Raw genomic sequence first — 19,451 nt, 5'->3', positions numbered from 1 at the left:
CGCCCCGGTTCCGCACACACCAGCAATCACCTCTCGGAAGGACCCGGAGAGACATGCCTCCCAAGAAGAAGAAGGTCACGGGGCTTATCAAGCTCCAGATCAACGCCGGTGCGGCCAACCCGGCGCCGCCGGTCGGCCCCGCGCTGGGCCAGCACGGCGTCAACATCATGGAGTTCTGCAAGGCCTACAACGCTGCGACCGAGTCGCAGCGCGGCATGATCGTGCCGGTGGAGATCACGGTCTACGAGGACCGTTCCTTCACCTTCATCACGAAGACGCCGCCGGCCGCGCGCCTCATCCTGAAGGCCGCCGGTATCGACAAGGGCTCCAGCGAGCCGCACAAGACCAAGGTCGCCAAGCTCACCAGCGCCCAGGTCCGCGACATCGCCACGACCAAGATGCCCGACCTGAACGCCAACGACCTGGACGCGGCGGAGAAGATCATCGCCGGCACCGCCCGGTCGATGGGCATCACCGTCGAGGGCTGATCAGCCCTTCTCGTCCCTGTGGTAGGGCCTGCGCAGGCCCGTGCTACCACGACTCCCATCACCATTCAGGAGCAGCAGTGAAGCGCAGCAAGGCTCTGAAGGCCGCGGACGCTCAGGTCGACCGCGAGCGCCTTTACGCCCCCCTCGAGGCCATCCGCCTCGCCAAGGCGACCAGCACCACCAAGTTCGACGGCACCGTCGAGGTCGCCATGCGTCTGGGCGTCGACCCGCGCAAGGCCGACCAGATGGTCCGCAGCACCGTGATCCTCCCGCACGGCACCGGTAAGACCGCTCGGGTCCTGGTCTTCGCGACCGGTGACCGTGCCGAGGCCGCGCGTGCTGCGGGCGCCGACATCGTCGGCTCCGACGAGCTGATCGACGAGGTCGCCAAGGGCCGTCTGGACTTCGACGCCGTCGTCGCCACCCCGGACCTCATGGGCAAGGTCGGCCGCCTCGGCCGCGTGCTCGGTCCCCGTGGTCTGATGCCGAACCCGAAGACCGGCACCGTGACCCCGGACGTCGCCAAGGCTGTCAACGACATCAAGGGCGGCAAGATCGAGTTCCGCGTCGACAAGCACTCGAACCTGCACTTCATCATCGGTAAGGCCTCCTTCACCGACGAGCAGCTGGTCGAGAACTACGCCGCCGCGCTGGACGAGGTGCTCCGCGCCAAGCCGTCCGCCGCCAAGGGCCGCTACATCAAGAAGACCGCCATCAGCACCACCATCGGCCCCGGCATCCCGGTGGACCCGAACCGCACCCGCAACCTCCTCGTCGAGGAGGACCCGGCCGCGGTCTGAGCCGATCGGCTCTGAAGCAGTCCGCACGGCGGGCCCGTACCCCCTTCGCCGGGGGTGCGGGCCCGCCGTCGTTTCCCGTGGGGACGGGGGCGGATGGGAACGGTTGCCCGGAGCGTCGTACGCTCTGCCGGTCAGATCATGTGCAGAACGTGTGACCGTCGGAGTGTGCCGTGCCGCCCACCCTTCGCCCCGCCGTCGCGGCGGCGACCCTGCTGCTGCTCGGCGCCACCACCGGGTGCAGCCTGCTGGCCGTTCCGGGGACCCGGACCCCCGGCGGCGAGGCCGCGGCCGTGCCGCCCCGGCAGGTGGTGCTCGCCGCCGCCCAGGCGCTGGACGACGCGGGCGGCGCCCGGATCGACGTGGTCGAGGAGGGCCCGGCCGGCCGGCGCACCGCGAGCGGCACGCTGGTCTGGGGCCCCCGGGACGAGGCCGCGCTGACCGTCACCGACGAGCGGGGCACCGGGCAGCTGACCGCCCGGAACGGCGAGCTCGACCTCAGCTACCAGGGCGCCCAGCCCAGGCACGCGGACCGGGACAGTGCCGAGTCGCTCGACTCGCGGTCGGCCACCGGTCCGGGCGGCTACGCGGGCGGCTGGATGACCGGACTGGTCACCAACCCGGGCAGCCGCGCGTACGCGATCGCGCAGACCGGGAAGCTCGGCTCGCTCGGCGGCGAGCAGCTGGCCGGGATGACCGTCGCGCACTACCAGGGCTCCGCGCCGGTGGCCGAATACTTCAGCGACGACAAGGAGTTGACCCCGGAGCGGCTCGCCGCGGTGGTCGACTGGTACCGGCAGCGGGGGGTGACGGCGATCGGCTACGACGTCTGGGTCGGGCCCGGCAAGCGGCTGTTGAGGCTGCGTGCGACGGCCCGGGGGAGTGCCGGAACCACGGTGACCACGACGGATGTCTCGGCCCCCGGGGTGGGCGACGAGTCCCCGGCCGCGGACGGGTGACGGGACGGGCATATCCGGTGCGTGGGGCATCTGGTGATCCGTTAGAGTCCGCGTGAGAAGAAGCTGAAAATCGGCTCTTCGTCGGATCGTTCGGATTTCACGGGGGACTTCATGCGTGCTGCGCGCCTCGCCTCGACCGTCGTCACGGCGACGGTGCTGCTCGGTGCCGCCACCGCCTGCGGCAGCAAGGGCGCCGCGGACGCCACGGGCGGCGGTGCCAAGGGCGGCGACGCGGCGGCCGCGGCGTTGACCGGAGACCCCAGGACCGCGCTGGCCACCGCCGCGCTGGTGATGCAGAAGGCCGGCAACGGCAAGGTCACCATGATCGCCCCGGACGGCTCGACCCACACCGCGGGCAACGGCGACGCCGACTGGAAGGACCCGAGCCGCATGGCCGTCGACCTGACCGGCGAGGTGGAGACCAAGAAGACCCGGTTCCGGGTGATCGGGACCGACGGCTACCTCGGCGGTGGCGACGCCGAGGCCGCGGCCATGGGCGGAAAGCACTGGCTCAAGCTGCCCGCCTCGAACGAACTCGGCGACAGCGTCCTGCTGATGAGCCAGATGGTCAACCCGGTCGTCCAGCTCACCCTCGCCGCCCAGGGCGGCAAGCCCGTCAAGGTCGGCCAGGAGAGCCTCGACGGCGTCCAGGTCACCCACCTGCGGGCGGTCGAGGAGGCCTCCGCCGTGGTGGCCGGGATGCCGGCGCTGTCGGCCGGCCAGCGCACGGCCGTCCAGAAGTCCCTGGAGGTGGACGGCAAGACCCTCACCGTCGACTTCTGGCTCAACGGCCGACAGGAACTCGTCCAGTACCAGGAGTACGGCGACAAGAACGGCGAGCACGACGCCGTCACGGTCAAGTACTCCGACCTCGGCAAGGCGGCCAGGATCGAGGCGCCCGCCGCCACCGACCTGGGCAGCGACACCGACATCCTCAAGCTGCTCGGCTGATCCGCTCCGCACCGAAGACCGGAGCCCACCGGGCTCCACCGCACCAACCGGCTGAAGCCCCGGGCGCGCACCGCGCCGGGGATCCTCAAGGGGGGAACCATGGCTGGAACCCGCAAGACCGCCGTCGCCGTCGTCCTCGCCGCTCTGGCGCTGACCGCGACCGCGTGCAACAACAACGACGACGGCAAGGGCGCCGCCCCGGCGCCGACCACCGCCGCGGCCGCGCAGCCGACCACCGAGGCGGCCGCTACAACGCCGGCTCCGAGCGCGCCGCCGGCCAAGGTGGCCCCGGCGGTCTTCCTGGAGCAGGTCAGCCAGAAGACCAGCGCCGCGAAGTCCGCCAAGATCGACGAGGTGATCACGATCGGCCAGGTCACCATGAAGGGCAGGGGCGCGGTCTCCTGGGCCGACGGCCTCCAGGGCGACGTCACGATGGACCTGTCCGGCTCCCCGCTGGGCAAGATGCTCGCCCCCGTGACCGGCGGCCAGTCGGCGCCGTACCGCTTCACCAAGGACGCGATGTACCTGCGCCTCGGTGGGGACGCGGTCGATGCCCTCGGCGGCCGGCACTGGCTGCGCTACAGCAAGGCCGAGCAGGCGAAGGCCTCCGGCGGCGCGACCGACCAGCTCAAGAACGCCGACCCGGTCCAGGGCGTGCGGACGCTCATCGCCACCGGCAAGGTGTCCGAGGTCGGCCAGGAGACGGTGAACGGCAAGGCCGCCACCCACTACACCGGCGAGCTCAGCGCCAACGACATCGTCGGTGCCACCGGCAAGGGTCTGACCCAGGAGCAGGCGGACCAGATCAAGCAGAACCTGGACACGGCCGGCATCAGCAGCGAGCAGATCGACGTGTGGGTCGACGCCGACCAGCTGGTGGTCAAGCGGAGCGAGCAGGCAGACACCAAGGCCGGCGCGTTCGCCGCCACCGTCACCTACTCGGACTACGGGGCTCCGGTCACCACGACCGCGCCGGACGCGTCCGACTCGGTGGAACCGGCCGAGCTGGCGAAGCTCGGCAAGGGGGGCGCCACCAGCTGACCCGGGCCCGGGTGGCAAGGTGGCCGGGAGACAGGGCCGCCGGCGCGGCACCCGGGCGAGGAGGAACCAGACGATGGCGGGACGGCAGCGGTTGGCGGCGCTGGCCGCGGTCGTCCTGCTGGCGAGCGGGCTGACCGGATGCGGCGGGGGCGGCGGCGCGTCGTCCACGCCGTCCAGCAGCCCGGCTCCGACCTCGACCCCGACCAGCGCCTCGCCGAGCGGGCCGGCCAAGCCCACCGACCGCTCGCCGCACGGTGTCCTGCTCTCCGCCCAGCTGGCCATGCAGACCGCCCGCCGGGCCAAGGTCAGCTACCGGCTGGGCGCGGACGCCGGATCCGGGCCGCTGTTCTGGCAGCCCAAGACGGCGCTCCAGATCAAGCGCTCCACTCCGGCCGACGCCGAACAGCTGATCGTCGTGGACACCGTCGCCTACCAGGGCGGCGACGCCGCCACCGCGGCCCGCCAGGGCGGCCGGCACTGGGAGCGCTTCGCCGTCCCGCCCGACCCGGACGGCCACAAGGAGGTCCCGTACGCGGGGCTGATCGACCTGCTGAACCCGGTCGAGGCGCTGGCCGCCGCCACCGTCGACGGGGCGGACGCCCGCTTCGTCGGCGAGGAGAAGTTCGAGGACTCGACGGTCGAGCACTACCGGGTCACCACCACCGCCGAGCGCTACGCGGCCGCCCAGACCCAGCTGACCCAGTCCCGCCGGGACGGCCTGCGGGCCGCGCTGGCCCCCGGCGGCTCGCTCTCGCTCACCCTGGACCTCTGGCTCAACGACAAGGACCAGCTGGTCAAGCTGCAGCGCACCGGCAGCGGGGACAGCGGCCAGGCGGACGACTCGGTGCTCTACTCCGACTTCGCCGGCGCCCTGCTCTCGGTGCAGGCTCCGGCCGAGTCGGACACCGTGGACACCGGTACCCGGACAGTCTCCCCGCTGGCCCGCTGAGCCGGTCCGCCCCGGCCGATCCCGGCCGGTCGGGGGCGATTTGCCCCGGACGGGCGAGTCCGGTTAGTGTTACCGAAGCCAAAGACCGCTGGTTGTCGCCGTGCCCCGCAAGGGAACCGGTGGCCGAAGGATCTGCGCTTCGTCGCAGTCAGCCCGCGCAGGTGTGTCTGGAGCTTCGACTTCCGGGTCCGCGTTAGCGCGCATGCCCGTTGAGGTCGTACCGAGCCCCGTGCGCCTGCGCACCGGGGCTCATCTGCTTTTCCGCAGGGGCTTTCCTTCCGTCCGGTTGGTTCGAGGCGTGAATGGTCGACTTTCGCGGTCGGCCGGACTTCGACATCACGGAAGGAGGCGTAAGCCTATGGCAAGGCCCGACAAGGCTGCTGCCGTCGCCGAGATCACGGACAAGTTCCGTGGCTCCTCCGCGGCGCTGCTGACCGAGTACCGCGGTCTCTCGGTGAAGCAGGTTAAGACCCTGCGTCGCTCGCTCGGCGAGAACGCCGAGTACGCCGTGGTGAAGAACACGCTGACCAAGATCGCGGCCAACGAGGCCGGGATTTCGGAGCTCGACGACCTGTTCAACGGTCCGACGGCTGTCGCCTTCGTCACCGGTGACCCGGTGGAGTCGGCGAAGGCTCTGCGTGACTTCGCCAAGGAGAACCCCGCTCTCATCATCAAGGGCGGTGTCCTTGACGGTAAGGCGCTGTCCGCCGATGAGATCAAGAAGCTCGCGGACCTCGAGTCCCGCGAGGTGCTGCTCGCCAAGCTGGCGGGTGCCCTGAAGGCCAAGCAGTCCCAGGCTGCCGCGCTCTTCCAGGCCCTGCCGTCGAAGCTCGTCCGCACTGTGGACGCGCTGCGCGACAAGGTCGAGCAGGGCGGTGCCGGTACGCCGGCTCCCGCCGCCGAGGACGCCGCCGCCGAGTAATTCGGCAGGCTCACGCCTCGCTGCGGGCCCGTGCCCGCCCAACCCGTACATACGGCACCACCTGCCGATTTAGTGGAAGGACGCCATCATGGCGAAGCTGTCCCAGGACGAGCTGCTCGCGCAGTTCGAGGAGCTCACCCTCATCGAGCTGGCCGCCTTCGTGAAGGCCTTCGAGGAGAAGTTCGACGTCACCGCCGCCGCCCCGGTCGCCGTTGCCGCCGCCGGCGTTGCCGGTGCCCCGGCCGAGGCCGAGGCCGAGCAGGACGAGTTCGACGTCATCCTCGAGGGTGCTGGCGACAAGAAGATCCAGGTCATCAAGGAGGTGCGCACCCTGACCTCCCTCGGCCTGAAGGAGGCCAAGGACCTCGTTGACACCGCTGGTGCCAAGGTCCTGGAGAAGGTTGCCAAGGACGTTGCCGAGAAGGCCAAGGCCGCCCTTGAGGGTGCCGGCGCCAAGGTCACCGTCAAGTGACTTCTCGCCCCCTCTGAGGGGGCCTGAGGCCGGGCCGATCACCCTTGCGGGTGGTCGGCCCGGCCTTTTCGCGTTCCAGGCCCAGGGCCGCCGTACGGCCGGGAACCACCGGTGTGGCCGAGAGCCCACTCGGCAGCGTCGGTGCGGGCGGGTATGGTGATCACCGTCATCGACGGTGGCCCCCACCACGGCTTCTGTAACGCCGGGGGCCGCCCGGCCGATGAACGGGTCGAGGTCCGCACCGCCTGCGGGCCCTTGACGAACCCGGCGAGGCGCGCGATTCTCAAGGCGCGAGTCCGCCCGGTTGGTTTGCCGCTGGATGCATAACCAGTGGCTCAGGCGGGAAATGACTCCACGTGAGTTATGGGGCCCGGGCAGTGCCCGGGCCGGTGCAGTACCCGGTGGGCGTACGCGTCCGCCGGCTACCGGGAGGAGTCTCCGATTCGGTTTCCGAATCAGAGCTGGACAGCAGTGTGCCCTTTGGCTACACTGTCCCTTTGCGCTGCCTGTTAGCTGCTCCGTGACTCGTCGCCCGGAGTTTGCGTTGCCCTGAAGGGGTCTGGCATCGCCTCCGCAAAGCGGCTCTGACCTGGGTTTCGATCCCGGCGGAGGCCAGTGGCGAGGGAGGCGGGACCAAGCCCAGTTAGGCCCGGCTGGTACGCGCGTAGTGAGCTCCGAGCCCTCGGAAGGACCCCCCTCTTGGCCGCGCCGCGCAACGCCTCGAACAATTCCGCCGCATCCACCGCCCCGCTCCGCGTCTCCTTCGCGAAGATCAAGGAGCCCCTCGAGGTACCGAACCTCCTGGCCCTGCAGACCGAGAGCTTTGACTGGCTGCTCGGCAATGCGGCCTGGAAGTCCCGGGTCGAGGAGGCGCTGGAGAACGGTCTGGACGTCCCCACCAAGTCCGGTCTGGAGGAGATCTTCGAGGAGATCTCCCCGATCGAGGACTTCAGCGGGTCGATGTCTCTGACCTTCCGCGACCACCGTTTCGAGCCGCCGAAGAACTCCATTGACGAGTGCAAGGACCGTGACTTCACGTACGCGGCCCCGCTCTTCGTCACGGCCGAGTTCACCAACAACGAGACCGGTGAGATCAAGTCTCAGACGGTCTTCATGGGCGACTTCCCGCTCATGACCCACAAGGGCACGTTCGTGATCAACGGCACCGAGCGTGTCGTCGTGTCGCAGCTCGTCCGCTCCCCGGGTGTGTACTTCGACTCCACCCTGGACAAGGTGTCCGACAAGGACATCTACTCCTGCAAGGTCATCCCCTCGCGTGGTGCCTGGCTGGAGATGGAGATCGACAAGCGCGACATGGTCGGCGTCCGCATCGACCGCAAGCGCAAGCAGTCCGTCACCGTGCTGCTCAAGGCGCTCGGCTGGACCAACGAGATGATTCTCGAGGAGTTCGGCGAGTACGAGTCCATGCGCAACACCCTGGAGAAGGACCACACCCAGGGCCAGGACGACGCGCTGCTGGACATCTACCGCAAGCTGCGCCCGGGCGAGCCGCCCACGCGCGAGGCGGCGCAGACGCTGTTGGAGAACCTGTACTTCAACCCGAAGCGCTACGACCTCGCCAAGGTCGGCCGTTACAAGGTCAACCGCAAGCTGGGCAACGCCGAGTCCCTGGACTCCGGCGTGCTCACCGAGCCCGACATCATCGGTGCGATCAAGTACCTGGTGAAGCTGCACGCCGGTGAGACCGAGTGGAACGACCAGACCGGTCGCGACATCGTGGTCGAGGTCGACGACATCGACCACTTCGGCAACCGCCGCCTGCGCAACGTCGGCGAGCTCATCCAGAACCAGGTCCGTACGGGTCTCGCCCGGATGGAGCGCGTCGTGCGCGAGCGCATGACCACCCAGGACGTCGAGGCGATCACGCCGCAGACCCTGATCAACATCCGGCCGGTCGTCGCCTCCATCAAGGAGTTCTTCGGCACCAGCCAGCTGTCGCAGTTCATGGACCAGACGAACCCGCTGTCGGGCCTGACCCACAAGCGTCGTCTGTCGGCCCTCGGCCCCGGTGGTCTCTCCCGTGAGCGCGCCGGCTTCGAGGTCCGTGACGTGCACCCCTCGCACTACGGGCGCATGTGTCCCATCGAGACCCCTGAAGGCCCGAACATCGGTCTGATCGGGTCGCTGGCCTCGTACGGCCGGGTCAACGCCTTCGGCTTCATCGAGACCCCGTACCGCAAGGTCATCGAGGGTGTCGTCACCGAGCAGGTCGACTACCTGACCGCCGACGAGGAGGACCGCTACGTCATCGCGCAGGCCAACGCCCCGCTGACGGCGGAGCTGACCTTCGCCGAGCCGCGCGTCCTGGTCCGCCGCCGTGGCGGCGAGATCGACTACATCCCCGGCACCGAGATCGACTACATGGACGTCTCGCCGCGCCAGATGGTGTCGGTCGCGACCGCCATGATCCCGTTCCTCGAGCACGACGACGCCAACCGCGCGCTCATGGGCTCGAACATGATGCGCCAGGCGGTGCCGCTGCTGAAGAGCGAGGCTCCGCTGGTCGGTACCGGCATGGAGTACCGCTGCGCCGTCGACGCCGCGGACGTCATCACCGCCGAGAAGTCGGGTGTCGTCCAGGAGGTCTCGGCCGACTACGTCACCGTGGCCAACGACGACGGCACGTACACCACGTACCGCGCCGCCAAGTTCACCCGCTCCAACCAGGGCACCGCCTTCAACCAGAAGGTGCTCGTGGACGAGGGCGCCCGGGTCGAGGTCAACCAGGTGCTGGCCGACGGCCCGTGCACCGACGAGGGCGAGATGGCCCTCGGCAAGAACCTGCTCGTGGCGTTCATGTCGTGGGAGGGTCACAACTACGAGGACGCGATCATCCTGTCGCAGCGCCTCGTCCAGGACGACGTCCTCTCCTCGATCCACATCGAGGAGCACGAGGTCGACGCCCGTGACACCAAGCTCGGCCCCGAGGAGATCACCCGGGACATCCCGAACGTCTCCGAGGAGGTCCTCGCCGACCTCGACGAGCGCGGCATCATCCGGATCGGCGCCGACGTCGTCACCGGCGACATCCTCGTCGGCAAGGTCACCCCGAAGGGTGAGACCGAGCTGACCCCCGAGGAGCGCCTGCTCCGCGCGATCTTCGGTGAGAAGGCGCGCGAGGTCCGCGACACCTCGCTGAAGGTGCCGCACGGTGAGTCCGGCAAGGTCATCGGCGTGCGCGTCTTCGACCGCGAGGAGGGGGACGAGCTTCCCCCGGGCGTGAACCAGCTGGTGCGCGTCTACGTGGCCCAGAAGCGCAAGATCACCAACGGTGACAAGCTCGCCGGCCGCCACGGCAACAAGGGCGTCATCTCCAAGATCCTGCCGGTCGAGGACATGCCGTTCCTGGAGGACGGCACCCCGGTCGACATCATCCTCAACCCGCTGGGTGTCCCGTCCCGAATGAACCCGGGACAGGTCCTGGAGATCCACCTCGGGTGGCTCGCGAAGCAGGGCTGGGACGTCTCCGGCCTCGCCGACGAGTGGGCCCAGCGCCTCCAGGCGATCGGCGCCGACACCGTCCAGGGCGGCACCAACCTCGCCACCCCGGTCTTCGACGGCGCCCGCGAGGACGAGATCACCGGCCTGCTGGACAACACCACCCTCACCCGTGACGGTGAGCGCCTGGTGAACTCCACCGGCAAGGCCCGGCTGTTCGACGGCCGCTCCGGCGAGCCGTTCCCGATGCCGGTCTCGGTCGGCTACATGTACATCCTCAAGCTGCACCACCTGGTCGACGACAAGCTGCACGCCCGTTCGACCGGTCCGTACTCGATGATCACCCAGCAGCCGCTCGGTGGTAAGGCGCAGTTCGGTGGTCAGCGCTTCGGTGAGATGGAGGTGTGGGCCCTTGAGGCGTACGGCGCTGCTTACGCGCTGCAGGAGCTGCTCACCATCAAGTCCGACGACGTCCTCGGCCGTGTGAAGGTCTACGAGGCCATCGTCAAGGGCGAGAACATCCCCGAGCCCGGCATTCCCGAGTCCTTCAAGGTTCTCATCAAGGAAATGCAGTCGCTCTGCCTCAACGTGGAGGTGCTGTCCTCGGACGGCCAGTCCATCGAGATGCGGGACTCCGACGAGGACGTGTTCCGCGCCGCCGAGGAGCTCGGCATCGACCTGTCCCGGCGCGAGCCGAGCAGCGTCGAAGAGGTCTGACGGAGGTTGGGCCGGCTGCCCGCGCAGCCGGCCCGCCCCCAGGCCCCCCTCAGACCACATGAACGACTCTCGACTTACGAAAGAGGGCTTGACGACCAGTGCTTGACGTCAACTTCTTCGACGAGCTCCGCATCGGCCTGGCCACCGCCGACGACATCCGCCAGTGGTCGCACGGCGAGGTCAAGAAGCCGGAGACCATCAACTACCGCACCCTGAAGCCCGAAAAGGACGGCCTCTTCTGCGAGAAGATCTTCGGCCCGACCCGGGACTGGGAGTGCTACTGCGGTAAGTACAAGCGCGTCCGCTTCAAGGGCATCATCTGTGAGCGCTGCGGCGTCGAGGTGACCCGCGCCAAGGTGCGCCGTGAGCGGATGGGCCACATCGAGCTGGCCGCCCCGGTCACCCACATCTGGTACTTCAAGGGCGTGCCGTCCCGTCTGGGCTACCTGCTCGACCTGGCGCCGAAGGACCTCGAGAAGGTCATCTACTTCGCCGCCTACATGATCACCTGGGTCGACGACGAGCGCCGCCAGCGCGACCTGCCGTCCCTGGAGGCGCACGTCTCGGTCGAGCGCCAGCAGATCGAGAACCGCCGCGACTCCGACCTCGAGGCCCGTGCCAAGAAGGCCGAGACCGACCTGGCCGAGCTGGAGGCCGAGGGCGCCAAGGCCGACGTGCGCCGCAAGGTGCGCGAAGGCGCCGAGCGCGAGATGAAGCAGCTGCGCGACCGTGCGCAGCGCGAGCTCGACCGCCTCGACGAGGTGTGGGCCCGCTTCAAGAACCTCAAGGTCCAGGACCTCGAGGGCGACGAGCTGCTCTACCGCGAGCTGCGCGACCGCTTCGGCACCTACTTCTCCGGCTCGATGGGCGCGGCGGCCCTCAAGGACCGCCTCGAGACCTTCGACCTGGCGGAGGAGTCCGAGCGCCTGCGCGAGATCATCCGCACCGGCAAGGGCCAGAAGAAGACCCGTGCGCTGAAGCGCCTCAAGGTCGTCTCCGCGTTCCTGCAGACCACCAACAAGCCCAACGGCATGGTGCTGGACTGCGTCCCGGTCATCCCGCCGGACCTGCGTCCGATGGTGCAGCTGGACGGTGGCCGCTTCGCGACCTCCGACCTGAACGACCTGTACCGCCGTGTCATCAACCGCAACAACCGCCTGAAGCGCCTGCTCGACCTCGGTGCCCCCGAGATCATCGTGAACAACGAGAAGCGCATGCTCCAGGAGGCCGTCGACGCCCTGTTCGACAACGGCCGCCGCGGCCGTCCGGTCACCGGCCCGGGCAACCGCCCGCTGAAGTCCCTCAGCGACATGCTGAAGGGCAAGCAGGGTCGTTTCCGTCAGAACCTGCTCGGCAAGCGCGTCGACTACTCGGCCCGTTCGGTCATCGTCGTCGGCCCGCAGCTCAAGCTGCACCAGTGCGGTCTGCCGAAGGCCATGGCGCTGGAGCTCTTCAAGCCGTTCGTGATGAAGCGCCTGGTCGACCTGAACCACGCGCAGAACATCAAGTCGGCCAAGCGCATGGTCGAGCGGGCCCGCCCGGTCGTGTGGGACGTGCTCGAAGAGGTCATCGCCGAGCACCCCGTCCTGCTGAACCGTGCGCCCACCCTGCACCGCCTCGGCATCCAGGCCTTCGAGCCGCAGCTGGTCGAGGGCAAGGCCATCCAGATCCACCCGCTCGTCTGCACCGCGTTCAACGCGGACTTCGACGGTGACCAGATGGCCGTCCACCTGCCGCTCTCCGCGGAGGCGCAGGCCGAGGCCCGCATCCTGATGCTGTCCTCGAACAACATCCTGAAGCCGGCCGACGGTCGCCCCGTCACCATGCCGACCCAGGACATGGTGCTCGGTCTGTTCTTCCTGACCTCGGACCGCGACAACGTGAAGGGCGCCGGCCGCACCTTCTCGTCGACCGCCGAGGCGATCATGGCCTTCGACGCCCGCGACCTGGACGTCCAGGCCCCGATCGAGCTGCGCCTGCCGGCCGGCACCGTCCCGCCGCGCGGCTGGACCCCGCCGGTGGACGAGGACGGTCAGTCGACCTGGTTCGACGGCGAGCCGTTCCGTCTGACCACCACGCTGGGCCGCGCGCTCTTCAACGAGCTGCTGCCCGAGGACTACCCGTTCGTCGACTACGAGGTGGGCAAGAAGCAGCTCTCCGCGATCGTCAACGACCTGGCGGAGCGCTACCCCAAGGTCACCGTCGCGGCGACCCTGGACAACCTGAAGGCGGCCGGTTTCCACTGGTCGACCCGCTCGGGTGTCACCGTCTCGATCTCGGACGTCATCGTCCCGCCGAGCAAGCCCCAGATCCTGGAGGGCTTCGAGGCGAAGGCGGAGAAGGTCCAGAAGCAGTACGAGCGCGGTCTGATCACCAACGACGAGCGCAAGCAGGAGCTCGTCGGCATCTGGACCCAGGCGACCAACGAGGTCGCGGACGCCATGGCCGCGAACTTCCCGAAGACGAACCCCATCTTCATGATGGTCGACTCGGGTGCTCGTGGAAACATGATGCAGATGCGCCAGATCGCCGGTATGCGTGGTCTGGTGTCGAACGCCAAGAACGAGACCATCCCGCGACCCATCAAGGCGTCGTTCCGTGAGGGTCTCACCGTGCTGGAGTACTTCATCTCCACCCACGGTGCCCGTAAGGGTCTGGCCGACACCGCCCTCCGTACCGCCGACTCCGGTTACCTCACCCGTCGTCTGGTCGACGTCTCCCAGGACGTCATCATTCGCGAGGAGGACTGCGGCACCGAGCGCGGCCTGAAGCTGGCGATCGGCTCCGTTGGTGCGGACGGCGTGCTGCGCAAGGCCGACGACGTCGAGACCAGCGTGTACGCCCGCATGCTCGCCGAGGACATCACCGTCGACGGCAAGCTGCTGGCCACCGCCAACACCGACCTCGGTGACGTGCTGATCGACGAGCTGATCCGCCACGGCATCGCCGAGGTCAAGACCCGCTCGATCCTGACCTGTGAGTCGGCCGTCGGCACCTGCGCCATGTGCTACGGGCGCTCGCTGGCCACCGGCAAGCTGGTCGACATCGGTGAGGCGGTCGGCATCATCGCCGCCCAGTCCATCGGTGAGCCCGGTACCCAGCTGACCATGCGTACCTTCCACACCGGTGGTGTGGCCGGTGACGACATCACCCAGGGTCTGCCGCGTGTCGTCGAGCTCTTCGAGGCCCGTACCCCCAAGGGTGTGGCCCCGATCTCGGAGGCCACCGGCCGGGCGCGGATCGAGGACACCGAGAAGACCCGCAAGATCGTCATCACCCCGGACGACGGCAGCGACGAGATCGCCTACCCCGTCTCCAAGCGTGTGAAGCTGCTGGTCGGCGAGGGCGAGGCGGTCGAGGTCGGCCAGAAGCTGACCATGGGTGCCACCAACCCGCACGACGTTCTGCGCATCATGGGCCAGCGGGCCGTCCAGGTCCACCTGGTCGCCGAGGTCCAGAAGGTCTACAACTCGCAGGGTGTGTCGATCCACGACAAGCACATCGAGATCATCATCCGGCAGATGCTCCGCCGCGTGACGATCATCGAGTCGGGCGACGCCGAGCTGCTCCCGGGTGAGCTCGTCGAGCGCGGCCGCTTCGAGACCGAGAACCGTCGTGTGGTCTCCGAGGGCGGTCACCCCGCCTCCGGCCGTCCGCAGCTGATGGGTATCACCAAGGCCTCGCTGGCCACCGAGTCCTGGCTGTCGGCCGCCTCCTTCCAGGAGACGACCCGGGTCCTCACCGACGCGGCGATCCACGCCAAGTCGGACCCGCTGCTGGGCCTCAAGGAGAACGTCATCCTCGGTAAGCTCATCCCGGCCGGTACGGGTCTGCCCCGCTACCGCAACATCCGGGTCGAGCCGACCGAGGAGGCCAAGGCCGCGATGTACTCGGCCGTCGGCTACGACGACTACGACCTGTCGCCCTTCGGCGCCGGCTCCGGCCAGGCGGTCCCGCTGGACGACTACGACTACGGCCCGTACACCGGCTGAGTCCGAGTTCGGCTGTCAGGGCGGTCACCCCTCGCGGGGTGGCCGCCCTGCGGCGTTTCGCGCTGCGGCGTTTCCGCAGGTCACCCGGGTTTGGGAGGCCGGTTAGGTAATCCGGCTGAAGTCGCGTAGAGTCAGGTTTACCGACGCGGGGTGGAGCAGCTCGGTAGCTCGCTGGGCTCATAACCCAGAGGTCGCAGGTTCAAATCCTGTCCCCGCTACAAATCGAAGGGCCCGGAGGCATTCAGCCTCCGGGCCCTTCGGCGTTCCCGGGAACGGCCCTCCCTCGTGCGGGGGAGGGGGCGGAACCGCTCCGGTGGGGGAGGCGGGTGAGGGGGCGGTGGGGGAAGGCTGGTCGGCGGCGAGACGACGAGGCTTTCGAAGGGGGCCGGACATGAAGCGGATGCTGGGCGCGGTGGCGATCACGGGGGCGGTGCTGGTGGGGATGTCGGCCTGCCTGCCCGTCGGGGACGACCAGGAGCACCGGACGGTGGGCTACGGCGTCGCGGAGCCGGTCCGGGAGCTGGTGGTCGACGCGCACACCGGCGGGATCGTGGTGACCGGCGGTGGCGACGCGGTGCACGTGGTCGAGGAGCAGAACTACCGGGGCGACGCGCCGCGGACCACCCACGAGGTGAAGGACGGCGTGCTGCGGCTGACGTACGACTGTCGCGGCTGCGGCGTCGGGTACACCGTGCAGGTGCCGGCCGGGACGAAGGTGCGGGTGACCCAGGAGACCGGCGGGGTGCGGCTGGTCGGGCTGGCCGCCGAGGTGCAGGCCACGGTGGAGACCGGCGGGGTCGAGGCCACCGGGCTGACCTCGAAGGACGTCCGGCTGAGCACCGGGACCGGCGGGGTGCGGGTCGATTTCGCGGCCGCCCCCGAGAAGGTGGAGGCGAAGGCCTCGACCGGCGGGGTGCGGGTGGCGGTGCCGGCCGGGGAGGCGTACGCGGTGGACGCGCACGCCGGGGCCGGCGGGGTGGACGTCAGGATCCCCTCGCAGCCGGGTGCGGCGCGCAGCATCACGGCGCGGACCGAGACCGGCGGCGTGACGGTCAGTGCTCGCTGACCGGGCCGTTCCGGAGGCCCTGCCGGTAGGGCATGATCTTCTCCGCGGGGGCGGCGCCCCCGGCTACGGGGGAGGGGCGACAGTGGTGCGAGCGGCGCGCTGGCGGAGCTGGTCGGCCGGGCTGAGTCCGTACGTGCTGGACTCGCTGCTGGCCGTGGTGTCGGCCGGCATCTCGATCTGGGCGGTCTACAACGACGGCACGGCCTGGCCGTGGTGGGTCTACCTGGTGGCGGTGTCCACCGCGCTGCCGCTGCCCTGGCGGCGCCGGGCGCCGCTGGCCGCGCTGGCGGCGGGCAGCGTGGCCCTCGCCGCGCTGTCCGTGGTGGCTCACTCGGCGAACCCGCAGGTGCCGCTGGCCGGCGTGATCGGCATCTACACGGTCGCGGAACGGTGCTCGGACCGGGCGCGCTGGACGGTGCTGGCGGTGGTGGTGGTCGCCAACGTGATCGGCACCCACTCGCCGAACGGCATGCTGTTCAGCCTGCTCACCTCGGTCGGCTCGTTCGTCTTCGGCTCGCTGGTGCGCGCCCAGCGGCGGCTGGCCCGGGTGGAGGCCGAGCGGGCCCGCGAGGCCGGGGAGCGGGCGGCCAGCGAGGCGGGCCGCGCGGTGGCGGAGGAGCGGGCCCGGATCGCCCGGGAGATGCACGACATCCTGGCGCACGCCGTCTCGTTGATGATCATCCAGGCCGAGGCCGGTCCGCTGGTGGTGCACTCCAACCCGGACCGGGCGGTCCGCGCGTTCGACACCATCGCCGACGCGGGCCGCGACGCGATGGTCCAACTGCGGCGCGTCCTCGGGGTGTTGAAGGAGGAAGGGGCCGGTCCGGTGCTGGCCCCGCAGCCCCGGCTGGCCGAACTCGCCGACGTGGCCGAGCGGGTGCGCCGGGCCGGACTGGCGGTGGAGCTCGAACTGCCCGACGGGCCGGGCACGGTGCCCGCAGACCTGCAGGCCGCCGCGTACCGGATCGTGCAGGAGGCGCTGACCAACACGGTCAAGCACTCCGGCGCCGACCGGGCGGCCGTCCGGGTGCGGCGGGTCGGGGACGCCCTGGAGGTGGTGGTGTCCGACAACGGTCGCGGGCTGCCGGTGACCGCCGCCGGCCCGCCGAACGGCTGGTCCGGTGGTCGCGGGCTGGTCGGCATCCGGGAGCGGGCGGCGGCCTGCGGCGGGCGGGCCGAGGCCGGCCCCGGGCCGGAGGGCAGGGGATTCCTGGTGAGTGCCCGGCTCCCGTTGGGGGCGGCGGGCGTGGTCGAGAAGGTGGGCGAATGAAGCCGATCCGGGTGGTCGTCGCGGACGACCAGGAGCTGGTGCGGGCCGGGTTCGGGATGATCCTGGACGCGCAGCCCGACATCGAGGTGGTGGCCGAGGCCTGCGACGGCGCGGAGGCGATCGAGGCGGTCCGCACCCACGGTCCGGACGTCCTGCTGCTGGACGTCCGGATGCCGGTCATGGACGGGCTGGAGGCGGCCCGCCGGGTCTGCGCCGAGTTCCCGTCCACCAAGGTGATCATGCTGACCACCTTCGACGTGGACGACTACGTCTTCGACGCGCTGTACGCGGGCGCCAGCGGCTTCCTGCTCAAGGACGTCCGGCGGGACGACCTGGCCCACGGGGTGCGGATGGTGGCCTCCGGGGAGGCGCTGCTCGCGCCCTCGGTGACGAAGCGGCTGATCGGTGAGTTCGCCGCCCGCCGCCCGGGCGCGCCCGAGCGGGCGGTGCGGCCGCCGTCCAAGCTGTTGGAGCAACTCACCCTGCGCGAGCGGGAGACGCTGCGGCTGCTGGCGCGCGGGCTGTCCAACGCGGAGATCGCGGCCGAGCTGGTGGTCAGCGAGCACACCGTGAAGACGCACGTCAGCAATGTGCTGAGCAAGCTGGGGCTGCGGGACCGGGTGCACGCGGTGGTGTTCGCGTACGAGGCGGGGGCGGTGGTGGCGGGGGAGGCGTAGGGCCCGGCGGGCGGGGCCGCGGTCGGCCCTCCCCCGTGCGGGGGAGGCGGCGGGTTCGCCGGTGCGGGCGATCCGGGACGAGGGGTGCGGCGGACAGCATCGGTGGCGTCGGAACGGACCACCGCAGGGAGATCGTCGGATGAACGCCACTCGGAACGCCCGGAACACCCGCCTCACCACCTACGCCGTCGTCGGCGCCCCCGTGCTGATGGCCCTGTACGGGGGGATCCGGCTGGTGCCGGGCTCCCGGGAGCCCGGCCTCGGCTGGACGGCCGGCCACACCGCGATGTTCGCCGGGCTGCTGCTGTTCGCCCCGGTCCTGCTCGGCCTGCACGGGCTGCTCGCCCGGCGCGGCACGACGGCCGGGCGGCTGGTGGCCGGGGCCGCGCTGGGGACGGCGTTCGCGGGCCTGGCGGCCTCGCTGGTGCAGATCGGGATTGACCTGTACGTCGGCCTGGCGGCGGCGGACAAGGCCGAGCAGTCGCGGCTGTTCGACCGCGTCCAGGGTGCCCCGGGGGTGCTGCCGGCCGTCTACCAGGTCGGCCCGCTGCTGTTCTACGTCGGCCTGCTGGCGCTGCTGGTCGCCGCCTCGGTCGGCCCGGCCCGGACGCTGCGCTGGTGGAGCCCGGTGCTGATGCTGGTCGGCACCGCCGCCTCGGGGGTCGACCTGGCGCTGATCCCGCTGGCCGCCGCCTGCTACCTGGCGGCGCTGGCCCCGCTGGCCCGGCTCGGCGGTGCGGCCCGTCCGGCGCTGGCCTGACCGGGCGGCGGGGACGGACGGGCGGTGGGTACGGACGGGCGGCCGCTCCCGCAGGGGAGGAGCGGGCACCCGTCCGCCCCGGCGCGTCCGGCGGACCGGCTCGCTGCGCGACGGGAGTTGACGCCGCGCACCCGGATTTTCGGTGGCGGCCCGGTCGGCCCGCCCGTACCGTCCGGGGCATGAACACGAAGCGTCCCCTGATCGCCGTGCTCACCGGCGCGGGCATCTCGACCGACTCCGGCATCCCCGACTACCGCGGCCCGCAGGGACTCTGGCAGCGCGACCCGTCGGCCCAGGAGCTGGTCACCCTCGGCCCGTACCGCGCCGATCCCGAGGTGCGGCGGCGGGCCTGGCTGATGCGGCTGGAGACCGGCGCGCTGGCCGCCGAACCGAACGCCGGACACCGGGCGCTGGTCGACCTGGAGCGCTCCGGGCTGCCGCTGCGGGTGCTCACCCAGAACGTGGACGGGCTGCACCAGCGGGCCGGCCTGCCCGCCCGCAAGGTGCTCGAACTGCACGGCACCGCGCGGGAGGTGCAGTGCCTGCGCTGCCGGGTGACCGGCGACATGGCGGAGGCGTTGGCCCGGGTCGAGGCGGGGGAGCCGGACCCGGCCTGCCGCGCGTGCGGGGGGATCCTGAAGCCGCGCACGGTGATGTTCGGCGAGAACCTGGACCCGGAGGTGCTCGGGCAGGCCGACTCGATCGCCCGCGCCTGCGACCTGTTCATCGCGGTCGGTACCAGCCTGCAGGTGTTCCCGGTGGCGGCGTTGCCGTACAACGCGGTGCAGACCGGGGCGAGGCTGATCATCCTGAACGCCGAGCCGACGCCGTACGACGAGGCCGCCGACGAGGTGATTCGGGAGCCGATCTCCCGGGCCCTGCCGGAGCTGGTGCGGCGGCTGGTCGCCGAGAGGGCTTGAGCGCAGGGCTC

At 70.4% G+C, this 19,451-nt stretch carries 15 protein-coding genes and 1 tRNA gene; all 16 read left to right on the top strand.

The features are described from left to right. The first annotated feature begins 53 nt into the window (after positions 1 to 53). The 16 genes from rplK to ACIO5E_RS26195 all read left to right on the top strand — a co-directional run bounded on the left by rplK (position 54) and on the right by ACIO5E_RS26195 (position 19,440). Positions 54 to 488, top strand: a complete 435-nt coding sequence (gene rplK, locus ACIO5E_RS26270; protein ID WP_360226157.1) for a 50S ribosomal protein L11 — start codon at positions 54 to 56, stop codon at positions 486 to 488. A 77-nt stretch (positions 489 to 565) separates the two neighbouring features. Next, the gene (gene rplA, locus ACIO5E_RS26265; RefSeq protein ID WP_400672139.1) at positions 566 to 1,288 is read left to right on the top strand and encodes a 50S ribosomal protein L1; all 723 of its coding nucleotides are present in this window, start codon (positions 566 to 568) and stop codon (positions 1,286 to 1,288) included. Positions 1,289 to 1,458: 170 nt separating this feature from the next. After that, complete coding sequence (locus ACIO5E_RS26260; protein WP_400672137.1) at positions 1,459 to 2,244, top strand: hypothetical protein; 786 nt, start codon at positions 1,459 to 1,461, stop codon at positions 2,242 to 2,244. A gap of 111 nt (positions 2,245 to 2,355) precedes the next feature. After that, on the top strand, positions 2,356 to 3,195 hold the full coding sequence (locus tag ACIO5E_RS26255; RefSeq protein ID WP_400672135.1) for a hypothetical protein: 840 nt from the start codon (positions 2,356 to 2,358) through the stop codon (positions 3,193 to 3,195). Positions 3,196 to 3,294: 99 nt separating this feature from the next. Further along, positions 3,295 to 4,236 carry a hypothetical protein gene (locus ACIO5E_RS26250; RefSeq protein WP_400672132.1) on the top strand — a complete coding sequence of 314 codons (942 nt, stop codon included), beginning with the start codon at positions 3,295 to 3,297 and terminating at the stop codon, positions 4,234 to 4,236. Positions 4,237 to 4,309: 73 nt separating this feature from the next. Further along, the gene (locus tag ACIO5E_RS26245; RefSeq protein WP_400672130.1) at positions 4,310 to 5,185 is read left to right on the top strand and encodes a hypothetical protein; all 876 of its coding nucleotides are present in this window, start codon (positions 4,310 to 4,312) and stop codon (positions 5,183 to 5,185) included. A gap of 358 nt (positions 5,186 to 5,543) precedes the next feature. Continuing rightward, entirely contained in the window at positions 5,544 to 6,107 is a 564-nt protein-coding gene (rplJ, locus tag ACIO5E_RS26240) for a 50S ribosomal protein L10 (RefSeq protein ID WP_063348937.1), read from the top strand. An 88-nt stretch (positions 6,108 to 6,195) separates the two neighbouring features. Next, positions 6,196 to 6,579 (top strand): 50S ribosomal protein L7/L12, encoded by a 384-nt coding sequence (gene rplL, locus ACIO5E_RS26235; protein WP_400672127.1) that lies wholly within the window; start codon positions 6,196 to 6,198, stop codon positions 6,577 to 6,579. A 699-nt stretch (positions 6,580 to 7,278) separates the two neighbouring features. Further along, a complete protein-coding gene (gene rpoB, locus ACIO5E_RS26230) occupies positions 7,279 to 10,755 on the top strand; it encodes a DNA-directed RNA polymerase subunit beta (RefSeq protein ID WP_280675208.1) in 3,477 nt (1,158 codons plus the stop codon). 98 nt (positions 10,756 to 10,853) lie between these two features. After that, on the top strand, positions 10,854 to 14,747 hold the full coding sequence (locus tag ACIO5E_RS26225) for a DNA-directed RNA polymerase subunit beta' (protein WP_400672125.1): 3,894 nt from the start codon (positions 10,854 to 10,856) through the stop codon (positions 14,745 to 14,747). A gap of 144 nt (positions 14,748 to 14,891) precedes the next feature. Then, positions 14,892 to 14,965 (top strand) — tRNA-Met (locus ACIO5E_RS26220). 173 nt (positions 14,966 to 15,138) lie between these two features. Then, on the top strand, positions 15,139 to 15,813 hold the full coding sequence (locus ACIO5E_RS26215) for a DUF4097 family beta strand repeat-containing protein (protein ID WP_400672123.1): 675 nt from the start codon (positions 15,139 to 15,141) through the stop codon (positions 15,811 to 15,813). 82 nt (positions 15,814 to 15,895) lie between these two features. Continuing rightward, positions 15,896 to 17,083 carry a sensor histidine kinase gene (locus tag ACIO5E_RS26210; protein WP_400672121.1) on the top strand — a complete coding sequence of 396 codons (1,188 nt, stop codon included), beginning with the start codon at positions 15,896 to 15,898 and terminating at the stop codon, positions 17,081 to 17,083. Next, a complete protein-coding gene (locus tag ACIO5E_RS26205; protein WP_400672119.1) occupies positions 17,080 to 17,760 on the top strand; it encodes a response regulator in 681 nt (226 codons plus the stop codon). The genes ACIO5E_RS26210 and ACIO5E_RS26205 overlap by 4 nt, the downstream gene beginning before the upstream one ends. A gap of 139 nt (positions 17,761 to 17,899) precedes the next feature. Continuing rightward, entirely contained in the window at positions 17,900 to 18,520 is a 621-nt protein-coding gene (locus ACIO5E_RS26200) for a hypothetical protein (protein ID WP_400672117.1), read from the top strand. 179 nt (positions 18,521 to 18,699) lie between these two features. Further along, complete coding sequence (locus ACIO5E_RS26195; RefSeq protein WP_400672115.1) at positions 18,700 to 19,440, top strand: SIR2 family NAD-dependent protein deacylase; 741 nt, start codon at positions 18,700 to 18,702, stop codon at positions 19,438 to 19,440. Positions 19,441 to 19,451 lie beyond the last annotated feature (11 nt).

Origin of the sequence: Kitasatospora sp. NPDC087314 (assembly GCF_044744365.1) — a bacterium.
Lineage (GTDB): Bacteria > Actinomycetota > Actinomycetes > Streptomycetales > Streptomycetaceae > Kitasatospora.
Note: the sequence above shows the minus strand (reverse complement) of the source record. Positions and strands in the feature narration are given on the sequence as shown.

Coding starts and splice junctions, on each gene's coding strand:
- ACIO5E_RS26195 (WP_400672115.1), top strand. CDS start 18,700: ATGAACACGAAGCGTCCCCTGATCGCCGTGCTCACCGGCGCGGGCATC.
- ACIO5E_RS26255 (WP_400672135.1), top strand. CDS start 2,356: ATGCGTGCTGCGCGCCTCGCCTCGACCGTCGTCACGGCGACGGTGCTG.
- ACIO5E_RS26245 (WP_400672130.1), top strand. CDS start 4,310: ATGGCGGGACGGCAGCGGTTGGCGGCGCTGGCCGCGGTCGTCCTGCTG.
- ACIO5E_RS26205 (WP_400672119.1), top strand. CDS start 17,080: ATGAAGCCGATCCGGGTGGTCGTCGCGGACGACCAGGAGCTGGTGCGG.
- rplJ (WP_063348937.1), top strand. CDS start 5,544: ATGGCAAGGCCCGACAAGGCTGCTGCCGTCGCCGAGATCACGGACAAG.
- ACIO5E_RS26250 (WP_400672132.1), top strand. CDS start 3,295: ATGGCTGGAACCCGCAAGACCGCCGTCGCCGTCGTCCTCGCCGCTCTG.
- rplL (WP_400672127.1), top strand. CDS start 6,196: ATGGCGAAGCTGTCCCAGGACGAGCTGCTCGCGCAGTTCGAGGAGCTC.
- ACIO5E_RS26215 (WP_400672123.1), top strand. CDS start 15,139: ATGAAGCGGATGCTGGGCGCGGTGGCGATCACGGGGGCGGTGCTGGTG.
- ACIO5E_RS26200 (WP_400672117.1), top strand. CDS start 17,900: ATGAACGCCACTCGGAACGCCCGGAACACCCGCCTCACCACCTACGCC.
- rplK (WP_360226157.1), top strand. CDS start 54: ATGCCTCCCAAGAAGAAGAAGGTCACGGGGCTTATCAAGCTCCAGATC.